The sequence below is a fragment of the Seleniivibrio sp. genome, from assembly GCF_021209385.1.
Classification (GTDB): Bacteria; Chrysiogenota; Deferribacteres; order Deferribacterales; family Geovibrionaceae; genus Seleniivibrio.
Window position 1 is genome coordinate 40,795 of sequence record NZ_JAJOIL010000028.1, and the last position, 12,824, is coordinate 53,618.

Genomic DNA, 12,824 nt, shown 5'->3' on the forward strand with positions numbered 1-12,824 from the left:
ATAAATCTTTTATGTGTTGACAACAACATTTTTCAAAGAGATATTTACCAAATGAAGATACTCATCATATCAGATACGCACACCGATTCAATAGCAAAACTTCCTCAGGCTGTGCTTGAAGAAGCAAAACAGTGCGACGCGATCATCCATGCGGGAGACATAGTGAGCCTTCAGCTTATAAACGAACTTATGACCGCCTGTCCGCTTGTGTATGCGGTTAAGGGAAACATGGATCCTTATTACAACGATGAACGTCTGCCCGAAAAACGGATGCTTGAGTTTGACGGTGTAAAGATAGGGATATCCCACGGTTCCGGCAACCCTGCGGGCATAGAGAACAGACTTCTGTACACATTTCCCGATGCGGATATCATAGTGTTCGGACACACTCACAAGCCCTTCTGGGGCGAGATAGGCGGGGTCTGGTTTCTGAATCCGGGAAGTCCCACAAACAAGAGAACTGAACCCTTTCACACCTACGGGGTTCTAACTATAGACAACGGCGAATTCAGCGCCGAGATAAAAAGGATTTAATTATGAAAATAGCTATAATCGGAGCGGGCAGCGCAGGCATGACCGCCGCATATAATTTTATGAAACATCCCGATATCCACGCGGACATATATGAAAAAGGCAAGGATATCGAACAGCGCAACAGAAACGAGGTGATGGAAGGATTCGGCGGCGCAGGAGCCTATTCGGACGGAAAGCTGACGCTCACCACCGAGTACGGTGGCTGGCTGACGGATTACATGCCGGACGACGTTCTGGAAAAATACATCGACGAAGCGGACGACATGTGGAAGACCATCAGCGGTGTGCTTGAAACAGACTCCGGTTTCGATTATGAAACCACAAAAGACCTGCAATATCAGTGCAGCAGGCATAAGCTGAAACTCATCCCCGCGAAAATACGACACCTCGGCACCGACAACTGCCTTCTGTTCATCAAACGCATAAACGAAATGATAAAGCAGTCGGAAAACATCAACCTTTACTGCGAAACACCCGTCACTGACCTTATAGTTGAAAACGGCGAAGTCAAAGGCATAGTGGCTGTTGAAAACGGTGCGGAAGTCCGCAAATACTATGATAAGGTTATTCTTGGTGTCGGACGTTCCGGAAACGAATGGATGCAGGAGATAGTACGCAAACACGGCATAGAGAACGGCATCAACCCCGTAGATATCGGCATCCGCGTTGAAGTTCCCCGTTCAGTCACCGATAGATTCACAGATAACCTTTATGAGTTTAAAATAAAATATTTCACCAGCGAGTTCGAGGACGAGGTACGCACATTCTGCGTTAATCCAGGCGGATTCATCTCCGTTGAAAAGAATACAGGCGGACTGCTCACTGTGAACGGGCACAGCTATAAAAATAAAAAGAGCGATAACACCAACTTCGCCCTGCTGGTATCCACAAAATTCACCGAGCCTTTCGACGAGCCGATACAGTACGGAAGATACATAGCGAATCTTGCGAACCTTCTCAGCGGCAACAATGTCATAGTTCAGAGATACGGCGACTTCATCCGCGGCAGACGCTCCACAGAGAGCCGCATACGCAAAAATTTCGTTGTGCCGACACTTAAAACGGCTCTGCCCGGCGACCTGTCGTTCGTTCTGCCCTACAGATATCTGCACAACCTGAAAGAAACCATAGAACAGCTCGATAAGGTCATGCCCGGCATGGCGGATCCGAATACGCTTATGTACGGCGTTGAGGTGAAATTCTATTCCGTGCGCATTAAAGTTGATGCTAAAATGAAATGTCACAGCCTTGAAAACCTCTATTGCACAGGGGACGGAGCGGGTATCACAAGAGGTATCATACAGGCTTCTGTTTCCGGGCTTATCGCGGCAAAAGATATAATTGAAAATAAATAAGGAGACTATAGATGATAGTTAAAGTTGAAGGACTTGAAGCAACCACAATGGAAAAACCCAGAGGCGGAAAGGGCAGCGCGCTCAGACTGGCATACGAAGCCGCCTGCGGATTTAAAGGTGAAGTGACGAACTTTGCGATGATGTCCCTCCAGCCTAACAGCTCAATAGGTATGCATCAGCATCAGGGCGACATGGAAATCTATCTTATTCTGGACGGCAAAGCAAAAACCATCGACAACGGACAGGAGATGGAGGTTGTTTCAGGCGATATGATGATAACAAAAGACGGCGAGGAACACTGCCTTGTGAACGACGGCGACACCCCCGTAACATTTCTGGCAGTTATAATTAAGCATTAATAATTCAGGCAGGCTCCGACCTGCCTTTTATTTTGAGAATACTCTTCTTAATATCAGATATGTTTTAAGTATAATATTGAAAACAAAAGGAATACGTATTCCGCACCTTTTCTGCTGCCTCACAGCGGCGCGAAACTGTGCAAAAACATCTCTTAAATTTTTAAGCTTTGAAAACATATATCTAATATCTGTTTTCTGCGTGCCTATAGTGTTTCTTTCATGCTGGCGGTATAAGATGGTTGCCTTGTCCAGATAAACTACCTTACCTCCGTACGCCAGTGCTGTCAGCCCTGCCCACCAGTCATGCACAATCGCTTCTTCCGGCATGTCTGTCAGTTTCTCCGCCAGTGAATGATTCATCATCACCGTACATCCGGTGACAGTATTTTCCAGTGAAAGTTTTATAATATTATAGTTATTACTGACTTTTATCTTTTGAAATCTTATCATAGAATCCGAGATAACACTGAGATCACTTCCAACAACTTTCAAATCAGTATGAACCAGTATTGGTACATGCGGAAACAATTCTTCCGACTCTGTCATTTTCGCAAGAGTTGACTCAATTTTATCCTCCAGCCACACATCGTCCTGATCGCAGAACATGTAATAGTCAGATTTTCCTATGCAAAACTGAAGCAGGTGAGCGAAGTTTTCTTTTGCTCCGCCGCATTTGATGCCATCTTTAAGAATAATAATTCTTTCATCTTTGTACTCTTTTAGAATACATAAAGTTTCGTCCGATGAATCGTCGTCATGAATATACATCTTAAAATCGGTAAAAGACTGGGAAAGCAGCGAATCTATCTGTTGAGAAATAAACTTACTTCCATTGTATGTCGCAAGAAGAACTGAAACCGAACTCATTAACTATTATTCCTTGATACAGCTTAGAATTTTTTCACGCATCTTGACATCATCTAGGTAAATTTCCTCAGGAGCAATAACACCTCTCTGTCTGAGGGCGTTTATTTGCCAATAAAGAGCAAAAAACGTTTTTTCGTTTCCCTGAAAGTTAAAAGAATTAATGAGTTTCACTGCACTCTCGGCAATACTATCTGAATCGTAAGATGTCATGATCATATCGGCAAATCTGTCGATATTTGCTGCAATTACCCAACAAATCTCAAAAAGCATCCATTTTTTATTAGTGGATATCGTGTTAGTACCGTGTATTCTGTAATTAACAAGCGCTTCTTCGACATTTATACATCTGTATTTTGAACAAACACGTAGAAGGAAATCCCAATCATGAGCAAATCGAAGATTGCGCATTCCTCCTATTGTTTCGTAAACCTCTTTTCTAAAAATCATATTGCTGGTAGTTGATACAAAGTTAGACATAATGGCGTGAAGAGCATATTTGTTTTTATCGGCAAATGTTAAACCTTTATTGAATTCCCATGGCAACATGTTTTCCCATGCTTTTTTGACACCTTTCTTTTTACTGTCAGCATCAATAACGTTTATCCATGTTGAAACCAGTCCTGCATCTGGATTTTTTTCCATCACTTCAAGACATTTTTTTAATCTATGGGGATCAAATTCATCATCTGAGTTTAAAATGGCAAAAAAATCACCCTGTGCTATCTTCAACCCTCTGTTGATTGCATTATGGGCGCCTGCATTTTCTTGTCTTATATATTTTATTCTTTTGTCAGTGTATGCAGATATAATCCTATCAGAATCATCTTTAGACCCATCATCAATAATAATAAGCTCGAAATCACCTAAACTCTGGTTAAGGACACTATCGATGCAACGTTTTATATACTTCTCATGGTTATAGCTTGGTATGACAATGCTGTATTTCATATCATTTTCCATAATATTTTTTTAAAAGCCTTTCAATGTATGTTTCGTCAAAAACTATGCCAAGATTTTTACATATCTCAAGGACATCTTTATCAACAACATCTCTATAAGGCTCTTCTAAAGAAGAAACAAAATCTTTTTCAATTTTTAAACCCAGAATCGTTTCAAAAGCATCAACAATATCTGAAACACTGTGGCTCACAGGTTCGGCAAAACTAACTATATTGTTTGCGTATAGTCCTTTCTCTAGGATATAACTGACAAACAGCGTCACATCGTCAATATCAAGAAGATTCCTTTTAGCATTTTTAAAAATATTAACCTTTTCTCCGGCACTTATTTTAGAATGCAAATAGTTTGTTAATGTATGTATGTTACCACATTTTCCAACGACTTGCGGAAGTCTAAAAATCGTATAGTTTTCAAAGTTTTCAGCAACCAGCAGCTCCATGTTTTTTTTATGCCTGTAATAAAGTTGTTTTGTATAATTATCAAAATTAACAAAATAACTACTGAAATATATGAGCTTGTTTGCAGTACATTTAAAGCTCATAAGGAGATTCTCTTCTCTAAGAAAGTTGTTTTTGTCCGTTTCCGAAGAATTTGATACGCCGCTACAAAAAAAGATAGTGTCGCCTCTGTCGATACTTTTCATTGCATTAGCAAAAAGTCCTTTACCGACTATCATTTCCCCGTGTTCCTCAGATGTATAAGCGCCTTATTAAAGCATTGCACATACTGCAAAGAGATTTTTTCAGTACAAAAATCTTCTGCTATTCTATGCTTGTTCATCTCAGCATTCTTTTTGATATAAGCATAGTTGGCAATAAATTTGGTAAAGGAGTCCAAGTAACTATCGATTTCACCTGTTTTTTCAAAACAGACTCCGTTTTTATATTTTTCAAATACAAGCATGGTATCCCCTACATTGGTGGAAATCCCAGGAGTTCCAACGGAGAGAGCTTCAAGAAGAGCTATCGACAGTCCTTCGTAAAGAGATGTAAAAACTATTGCTTCTGCAATGGAACTAAGTTCAAAGGTATTCTGTACGAACTCGAATCTAATAATGTAATCACTAAGTTCTTGCTCATTTATTAATTCGTCGACAGCCGCATTCAGTTCTCCGTTACCAGCCATGATAAATCTGTAGTCATCTCCAAATTTTTCTTTAATCTTCGCAGATAACAAAACAATATCCAAGGGAGCTTTCTGTGCAGTTAACCTACCGATAAAAACAAAATATTTATAAGCTGGATCCAATCCAAGTTTGTTACATTTTTCCTCGCGTGAAAGCTCAAGAGCGGAAGATCTTTTTTCCATGGCAAGAACAGAATATATCAGATCTACATCTTCTTCCTTTATCCCGCATGAGATAAAAGTCTCTCTTATTTTTGAATTTATGGCTATATACCTGTCAAAAGAAAATAACCCTTTATCTCTCCTTTTATAAAGCTGAACCCATCCTGCTTCGGTATCGTAAACCTGCTGATCAACCACAGCACTATCAGAAAAAAGTTGTCTTAGAGTTACCGTATTTTCTGCAAGCCATGGACAGCCGTTACATATCCAGACTATCTGAGGTTTATATATGTCTTTAAGCATTTTCAAAACAGTAATGAAATTTTCTCTTTGTGCCAGTTCCCAAATATCAAAAACACCATCACAAAGCTGTTCAAAAACTCTGTGAAGACTACCTTGTTCAGGGCGATGATTTTCAAATGTTATAGCTATAAAATTATATCTGTCTTTTAATGTACTTACTATTTCAGCGGTATTTCGCTCAACCCCACCAACTGCCAAAATTGAAGGGATAACAAATACAGTTGGCTTCTCTCTTTTCACAGGAAATGACAATGGTAGCGGCAACAGTTTTTTCTTATTTATACCAACAGAAAAGCCATGCTCGTCGACAGTTGCATAATTGGCAGATGTCCCGTCTCTCTGTTCGGAAAACAATCGTAACACTTTAAAGGATTTAATGGTATCATCTGTGTTATAGACAATATCTACCTCGCCGCCTATCGTGCCTGTTTCTTTGAAACTTCCCAGACCTCTGGATAAGATAATACGACCAACACTAGCACCTGACCCAATAAAGACGAGTAGTTGCATAATTGATAATCTGCTGATTTCAAAACCTATACGTGGGCTGTAAACATAGCCAGTCCCACAAACATCCCCGAAAACCAACACTCCGGGCAAACCGCTATATACTTTTCTAAGTTCATTCAGATAGATATCATCCTTTGACGAAATATAGAGCCTTACGCCAACAATTTCTGCATATGCTCCCACTACAGAATCAAAAGCAGCAGAAGGCGCAAAAGAATTTATAAATGCAAGGGCAGATATGATATCGTTCAAATATCTTTCCGCAAAAATGAATGAAAGGACTTTATCGTCAGGATTTATCTCCTTTGAAACGACACCTTTTTCATAGAAAAACCTGAATAGTGTCCTGTATATTACACTGAGATGCTCTTCTAACTCATTGCCTTTTACACCGCTGTCCTCAACGTGCTGACACACAGCGATGATATCTTCAATATTCAGGTTTGTTGGTCTGAAATGATTTAAATATTTTTTCCATTTATGGACAATGGAATCTGTACAAACCAAATATTCCACTTCATTATGCAGCTTCTTGAAGACAAGCGCCATTTCACCAGCGACTTCCTGTCTGGTACAGAATTTTCTAACATCCCTGTAGGAATGATGGTGCTCCCCGCAAGCTTCAGGATAAAAATAAATCTGCATTCCCTTTTTCGCCAGTCTGTAACCCAGTTCTATGTCTTCAAAATTATATTTATAGAATCTCTCATCAAAAATAATATCTTCAGAAAGCAAAAAATCTCTGTCTATACTTATGTTGCAAGTATAAAAATGTCTGAAATCAACATATCCATGTTCTTTCAGTGAAGAGAAGCTAAACTGTTCCTGACCTATTTCAGTGATGTGTTTCATAAGAACGTTAGGTGTTATATCCTTATGCCATATAATGTTGCCAAGAACAGCTTTACACACTGGCAACTCTTTCAGTTTTCTGTAATGTTGATTTATTATCTGGGGATTTGGAAAAATATCGTCACCGATGATCAACAGTTTCTCACCCCTAGCGACTGAGATGGCATTGTTCCTGGCCTTTGCCGCTCCGCCATGCTCATTCTGAAGAACTACCAGCGGCAGATCTATTACATTTTTAAGGACAGCAACAGTATCATCCGAGGAACCATCGTCGGAAAAAATGATTTCATATCTGTATTCCGTTGCTTTATGTACCTCACGCAGACACTCTATGAGCGGAAGAAGGAGTACGGATCTGTTATATGTTGGAATTATTACACTGACATCCAACTCGTATTCCCGATTTTCTCTTGAATACTCAGACCCTGATATATCAAATATCCTACTAAGCATATATTCACTTTTTATTCTGTAATAAATCGAATAAGAAGTATAAAAAAAGCCGTCTTCACGTAATTTGCGCAATAAATTAATTCCGTGTTGGTAAAACCTGTATGTTGACTTTACTAACGGGATTTTTTTGGCAAAACTGCGTATTTTGTGGTTAAAGACGATTTTTTGTATCATTTAGTCCTCTTAATAATCTTGGCAACATTTTCTGATGCTAATAAAAATTTGCCGGATATAGATGACGCCAGATTCTTTTTCAGAGTTTTACACTCATCTCTGAGTTCATTAATTATTTCAGTATCGTCTTTTCTGCGTTTTAAAATGCTCTGTGCCGAAGCCTCGTGTCCGAATTCAATATAATCAATGCTGATTTCGACACTTTTCACATAAGTGCTTTCCCTTAGTGTGGTATAAATCTGTGGATCATCAACTTCAAAATAGTATACCCCACTGTCATAAGAGGTTGAGTTTGAATAAGAGTGGTCAAGTTCAATCGTTTTTGAATCTGTTTCTACAAAAAAATGAATATCCTTTACTACACAGGGGACATTCATCGGGTCAAAACGGAGATCTTTGACTTCTTCTCCTATTTCAAATCTGAAGATTCTCACTCCTTTTTCATATTCAATTTCAATTATCCTGGATTCTTCTTCACGAAAATCAACGTCGTCACTTTTAAAGAAAAGCTGCCCATAAACAGGTAACGGTTTATCCTTAACAAGAAATGAATAATTACTTCTGATATCTCTTTGCCCCTGTTTAATACCATAAAAATAAAGGTCAAAGGACATTGAATTAATTCCGAACTCATACATAGAAAATGAAGATTCAATATCAAGCACATCCCTGATATCTTGCTCTTCCAGATTCTTATAATAATCAGCCCATTCGTTTATATCCTGGAGAAAAGGGGCATCTTCAGGAGTAGTTCTTCTGGTACCATGTTCAGGTCTACCTGTGGTTGCACAGGTAAAAAGTAACAATCCGCCTTTTTTCAACATTCTATAACAATTCAATATTGTTTCTGCATAATATCTATCATGTTCAAAACATTCAGTAGAAATAATAACATCAAATGTCTCATCGGGAAATTTGAGTTCATGTCCTTTTGAAACAATATCAACATTTCTACCAGCACGGATATCTACTCCTAAATACCCGCAGTTTTCAAAAAGGTACTGGTTGTTTCCGTTTATATCAAGAGAGCCTATATCCAGAACGAGCCCGTTTTTGAAATATCCGTTAAGTTTTGATTTTATATCGAGACAGTACTGTTTTTGTTGTGGATGAGCCATATATCCTCATTGCTTATTTCAAGATTCTTTCAAATCAATTTCACACCCTACATCACGAATAAGCTGCCCAAGTGTAGCTTTAACATCGCAGGATGTGATTCGGAACATAAAAACATCATGAATCCAGTGGTGTTGGATATGTATCTCCTGCGTTCCTTCTGCAACGGCAACGGAGAGACTAAACAAGCCATTGCACAGTAAAGGCATAACAAAACGATATTCAACAGTATACTCCTTTCCTTTTCCAAAGTCAGGTCGCAAATCAGAATGGGCATAAGTGTTTGCACCAAATATCGGATTACCGAGGTTGTCATTGACAACAAAGCCGCAAATGACACTATCGACATTCTCCGCAGCCAGCATAACAACTTTCAGAACAACCTTTTCTCCTCCTTCAAAAGTTGTCTGAGAAACTAATTCACTATTGCCCAGAAAAACACGTTCAATAATGATTTTCTTATCTCCGAAAGAATCAAATTGTTCTGTGCTTATCCAGTTCAAATTACTGTTTTTTCGTTCCGTTTCTGTACCTTTATCTGTATTCTTATCATATGCCATTGCCGCCAGATATCTTTTACAAACTATGTCCGGCGTGCCTTCATCATGCTTTCTTCCACCGTGTATCCATATAACCTGAGAACAGAAATTTATGACCGTTCCTGTGTCGTGGGTAACGAAAAGCACCGTAGTACCCGCCTCTTTCAAATCGCGAAACTTTCTGTAACATTTCTGCTGGAAACGTACATCTCCGACACTGAGAGCTTCGTCAACAATAAGTATTTCAGGGTCAACATTTATGGCAACGGCGAACGCCAAACGTGCGAACATACCGCTGGAATACATCTTTACAGGTTGATAAACGAACTCTCCGATATCGGCAAACTCCAGAATAGAATCAATCCTCTTATCCATCTCCGCCTGAGAATAGCCCATGATCGTACCATTCATGTATACATTTTCTACACCTGTCATTTCCGGATTGAATCCGGCACCAAGCTCCAGAAGGGACGATATCCTGCCTTTGACATCTACAATACCTGATGAGGGACTAACAACACCTGTCAGTATTTTAAGCAGAGTAGACTTCCCTGCTCCGTTCTTGCCGATGATACCAACAGTTTCACCACGTTTTATGTCGAAACTGACATCTGTCAGTGCATAAAAATCTCTGTGATATTTTTTGCGCAAAGGATGGAATATCTCCTTCATCATATCCAGCGGACGATCATACAGGTTGTATTTCTTGGTCAGATTTCTGACGCTAATGATAATGTCGTCTGTCATATCACATCCGCAAAATGAGGGCGTAGTTTTCTGAAAACTGTTGCTCCGGCTAAAAGTATAATAACGGTAACCACCCAAAAATAAACCGTAAGCCAACCATGTTCCCAGAACCAGACTCTATAAAGCAGAGCCTCTCGAAACCCTTCGGTTATATGGTAAATCGGATTGAGTTTGAGATATATTTGATAACGTTCAGGAATTATATGTATTGACCAAAAAATGGGCGTTCCCCAAAAACCGAACTGTATAAACATATTGATCAGCTGACCAACATCTTTCATAAATACAACCAGAGCTGATGTCAGAAGTGAAAGCCCAAGCATAAGCACCAAAAGTGCAAATATATAATAAATTATCTGAATATTATAAATGGAAAAACCAGTGTGGTATATCAGCATGAACAGCAATATCACAAGCAGGAAGAAAAGATGTATCACAAACGAAGACATAATCTTCATGAGAGGAAGTAGACTGACACGAAATACCACTTTATTCACAAGGTACTTGTATTCTATTATCGAGTTGGTGGCATTCCCCCACCCTTCGGCAAAGAAAAACCATGGAACCATACCCGTAAGAAGCCACAAGAGAAACGGAACATTACCAACCGGTTTTGATTTGAAACCAACTTCAAAGACAAACCAGAATATCAGGATAGTGACGGCAGGCTGAACAAAAGCCCAGAGAAGCCCTAGATGAGACCCCAGGTATTTTGATCTAAAATCTCTTTTTGCAAACTGCACAAGCAAATTTCTCGACCTGTACACATCGGCAATGAAAAAGAATAATGACAATACGGTCTTCAACATCAACAGTTCCTGCGTCCTTTATATTGCAAGTATTTTTCTGAGACTACTGTTTATGTTACGGCGTTCCCTGTCAAAAAGCCAGCCCCATTTATTGAAATATTTAATAGCCGATGAGATATGTATCATTCTCTGGCGCATATATTTATAAGAGCCGCGTCCTCTGTGATGATAAATAAAGATTGAAGGGACATAATAGCTGCCTTCAAAACTGTTGAATCGTCTGGAGAAATCGACATCTTCCATGAAGACGAAAAACCTTTCGTCAAAATATCCTGCTTTTTTAATGGCAGTTTTTCTGAGAAACATGAAACAACCGGAAAGATTTGCAGTTCTTATGCTTTCATCTTTGTCATATGACTGGAGTTCATAACGTTTATTATACCTGTTTACAAGTTTTTCAGGCAGATATTGATGAAACATTCTTATGATCAGGTCAAACGGTGTCGGCAGAAGCTTTGCGGCATATTGATTTTCACCGTTGACAGACAGAACCTTCGGAACGATAAGTCCTGCTTCCGGGTGTCTGTCCATATATTCAGCAAGTTGCTCAGGCACATCATGTTCAAAATACACGTCAGGATTACATATGATGTGATATTCGGAGATAATATCGTATCTATCTCTGATTACAATATTATGCCCGCCTCCAAATCCAATATTCCTTTCGGTGTTTATGATTTCGATGCGTTCGTTTTCACTGTAATCATGAAGATCAGTGTCAGAATTATTTATTATATATATTTTGGATATACACTCTCTGTTCAGCAGGCTCCTCATGGTGTCAGCAAAAACACTGAGATCAGTATCATAGTATACAATTAAAACTGTAATATTATATTTCATTAAACAACCCGCCGCAAAACAACCGTGTATAATTACGTATATTCATAAATTATTCAACTCAAAAGACTGCATTTGCTCAAAAACATACTATTTATATCAAAGCTATAACAAGGAATCGCTTTTAATGGAAAAGTTCATCAGTTTTATTGGAGAAATGATGTAATTTCTTTGCGCAAATTGTCTACAAATATAGGCATACCTGCTTCAACCTGCGGGGTCAGGGTCATATCCATCTCTATGGAACCGGTCTGTATGCCGTAAAGCACAACCTCTTTCGGTCGCACACCCATCAGTTCAGCTGTTGCCAGCATATCTTTCATACCCATCTGGTGCGCGGAGAGTCTGTTCTCAAAAACTGCGTCAATATCATCACCGTTGACTTTCACAACAGTCCCAGGCTCAAGACCGAAATCCACGGCATCAGCTATGACAAGCTTGTCGGCCCATTCGATATATACGAGAAGATCAAGTCCAAGCGTCCCGCCATCCATAACCCTCAAAGTGTCGGTTGAAGGAAACTCCTTCATGAGCTCCTGCGCAGCAAGGACACCCACGGCATCGTCGTTCATCACAAGATTACCTATACCAAGCACCAGCAGTTTCATGGTCACTCCTTAATAACTATAGCGGTTGCGAGAGCCGCAATGCCCTCTTCCCTGCCTGTAAAGCCCATTTTTTCGGTGGTGGTTGCCTTAATGGTCACATCCTCCAAGCTCAACCCCATAACACCCGCTATGGTTTCACGCATCAGCGGAATATGCGGTGCCATCTTCGGTTTCTGCGCAATTATCTCCGCATCCACATTAGATATATCAAACCCTGCCAGCCGTATCATTTCAACTGCTTTTGCAAGGAGTATTTTAGAATCTATGCCTTTGTACGCCCCATCGGTATCCGGAAACAGATTGCCTATGTCTTTGCCAAGCGCAGGTCCGGCGACTGCATCAACAATAGCGTGTATCAGAACATCCGCGTCGCTGTGACCGTCCAGTCCGAGATCAAAATCTATCTCAACTCCGCCGATGACGAGTTTACGCCCCCTTGCAAACCTGTGCGCATCAAAACCGATTCCGCTTTTTATCTTCATTCTCAGTCTCCTGTAACATTCTATACATT

General features: G+C 39.8%; 13 protein-coding genes. 3 read left to right on the forward strand and 10 right to left on the reverse strand.

The genetic code is table 11. The features are described from left to right. Positions 1-51: 51 nt before the first annotated feature. The 3 genes from LRY47_RS08760 to LRY47_RS08770 are packed head-to-tail and all read left to right on the forward strand — an operon-like array spanning position 52 to position 2,248. On the forward strand, positions 52-534 hold the full coding sequence (locus LRY47_RS08760; RefSeq protein ID WP_295224347.1) for a metallophosphoesterase family protein: 483 nt from the start codon (positions 52-54) through the stop codon (positions 532-534). Positions 535-536: 2 nt separating this feature from the next. After that, positions 537-1,889 carry an FAD-dependent protein gene (locus LRY47_RS08765; protein ID WP_295224348.1) on the forward strand — a complete coding sequence of 451 codons (1,353 nt, stop codon included), beginning with the start codon at positions 537-539 and terminating at the stop codon, positions 1,887-1,889. Positions 1,890-1,900: 11 nt separating this feature from the next. Further along, a complete protein-coding gene (locus tag LRY47_RS08770; protein WP_295224351.1) occupies positions 1,901-2,248 on the forward strand; it encodes a cupin domain-containing protein in 348 nt (115 codons plus the stop codon). 27 nt (positions 2,249-2,275) lie between these two features. Here LRY47_RS08770 and LRY47_RS08775 read toward each other — a convergent pair whose 3' ends face one another. The 10 genes from LRY47_RS08775 to ispF form a co-directional block, all read right to left on the reverse strand. Continuing rightward, entirely contained in the window at positions 2,276-3,115 is an 840-nt protein-coding gene (locus tag LRY47_RS08775) for a glycosyltransferase family 2 protein (RefSeq protein WP_295224353.1), read from the reverse strand. Between the two features lie 6 nt (positions 3,116-3,121). Next, complete coding sequence (locus LRY47_RS08780) at positions 3,122-4,063, reverse strand: glycosyltransferase (protein WP_295224356.1); 942 nt, start codon at positions 4,061-4,063, stop codon at positions 3,122-3,124. A 1-nt stretch (position 4,064) separates the two neighbouring features. Further along, on the reverse strand, positions 4,065-4,751 hold the full coding sequence (locus tag LRY47_RS08785) for a hypothetical protein (RefSeq protein WP_295224359.1): 687 nt from the start codon (positions 4,749-4,751) through the stop codon (positions 4,065-4,067). Next, complete coding sequence (locus LRY47_RS08790) at positions 4,748-7,480, reverse strand: glycosyltransferase (RefSeq protein ID WP_295224362.1); 2,733 nt, start codon at positions 7,478-7,480, stop codon at positions 4,748-4,750. The genes LRY47_RS08785 and LRY47_RS08790 overlap by 4 nt, the downstream gene beginning before the upstream one ends. Before the next feature lie 170 nt (positions 7,481-7,650). Continuing rightward, positions 7,651-8,772, reverse strand: coding sequence for a class I SAM-dependent methyltransferase (locus LRY47_RS08795; protein ID WP_295224364.1), 1,122 nt, complete (start codon positions 8,770-8,772; stop codon positions 7,651-7,653). Between the two features lie 18 nt (positions 8,773-8,790). Beyond that, entirely contained in the window at positions 8,791-10,056 is a 1,266-nt protein-coding gene (locus LRY47_RS08800; protein WP_295224366.1) for an ABC transporter ATP-binding protein, read from the reverse strand. Further along, positions 10,053-10,865, reverse strand: a complete 813-nt coding sequence (locus LRY47_RS08805) for an ABC transporter permease (RefSeq protein ID WP_295224368.1) — start codon at positions 10,863-10,865, stop codon at positions 10,053-10,055. Before LRY47_RS08805 ends, LRY47_RS08800 begins: the two co-directional genes overlap by 4 nt. A gap of 18 nt (positions 10,866-10,883) precedes the next feature. Next, positions 10,884-11,708 carry a glycosyltransferase gene (locus LRY47_RS08810; protein ID WP_366043521.1) on the reverse strand — a complete coding sequence of 275 codons (825 nt, stop codon included), beginning with the start codon at positions 11,706-11,708 and terminating at the stop codon, positions 10,884-10,886. 143 nt (positions 11,709-11,851) lie between these two features. Next, entirely contained in the window at positions 11,852-12,313 is a 462-nt protein-coding gene (locus tag LRY47_RS08815) for a HyaD/HybD family hydrogenase maturation endopeptidase (RefSeq protein ID WP_295224369.1), read from the reverse strand. 2 nt (positions 12,314-12,315) lie between these two features. Next, on the reverse strand, positions 12,316-12,795 hold the full coding sequence (gene ispF, locus LRY47_RS08820) for a 2-C-methyl-D-erythritol 2,4-cyclodiphosphate synthase (RefSeq protein WP_295224372.1): 480 nt from the start codon (positions 12,793-12,795) through the stop codon (positions 12,316-12,318). Positions 12,796-12,824: the final 29 nt, after the last annotated feature.

What these genes read in the sequence shown, in the direction of transcription:
- ispF (WP_295224372.1), bottom strand. Translation starts at nt 12,795, where the DNA reads ATGAAGATAAAAAGCGGAATCGGTTTTGATGCGCACAGGTTTGCAAGG.
- LRY47_RS08765 (WP_295224348.1), top strand. Translation starts at nt 537, where the DNA reads ATGAAAATAGCTATAATCGGAGCGGGCAGCGCAGGCATGACCGCCGCA.
- LRY47_RS08760 (WP_295224347.1), top strand. Translation starts at nt 52, where the DNA reads ATGAAGATACTCATCATATCAGATACGCACACCGATTCAATAGCAAAA.
- LRY47_RS08810 (WP_366043521.1), bottom strand. Translation starts at nt 11,708, where the DNA reads ATGAAATATAATATTACAGTTTTAATTGTATACTATGATACTGATCTC.
- LRY47_RS08795 (WP_295224364.1), bottom strand. Translation starts at nt 8,772, where the DNA reads ATGGCTCATCCACAACAAAAACAGTACTGTCTCGATATAAAATCAAAA.
- LRY47_RS08805 (WP_295224368.1), bottom strand. Translation starts at nt 10,865, where the DNA reads ATGTTGAAGACCGTATTGTCATTATTCTTTTTCATTGCCGATGTGTAC.
- LRY47_RS08780 (WP_295224356.1), bottom strand. Translation starts at nt 4,063, where the DNA reads ATGAAATACAGCATTGTCATACCAAGCTATAACCATGAGAAGTATATA.
- LRY47_RS08815 (WP_295224369.1), bottom strand. Translation starts at nt 12,313, where the DNA reads ATGAAACTGCTGGTGCTTGGTATAGGTAATCTTGTGATGAACGACGAT.
- LRY47_RS08775 (WP_295224353.1), bottom strand. Translation starts at nt 3,115, where the DNA reads ATGAGTTCGGTTTCAGTTCTTCTTGCGACATACAATGGAAGTAAGTTT.
- LRY47_RS08790 (WP_295224362.1), bottom strand. Translation starts at nt 7,480, where the DNA reads ATGCTTAGTAGGATATTTGATATATCAGGGTCTGAGTATTCAAGAGAA.
- LRY47_RS08770 (WP_295224351.1), top strand. Translation starts at nt 1,901, where the DNA reads ATGATAGTTAAAGTTGAAGGACTTGAAGCAACCACAATGGAAAAACCC.
- LRY47_RS08800 (WP_295224366.1), bottom strand. Translation starts at nt 10,056, where the DNA reads ATGACAGACGACATTATCATTAGCGTCAGAAATCTGACCAAGAAATAC.
- LRY47_RS08785 (WP_295224359.1), bottom strand. Translation starts at nt 4,751, where the DNA reads ATGATAGTCGGTAAAGGACTTTTTGCTAATGCAATGAAAAGTATCGAC.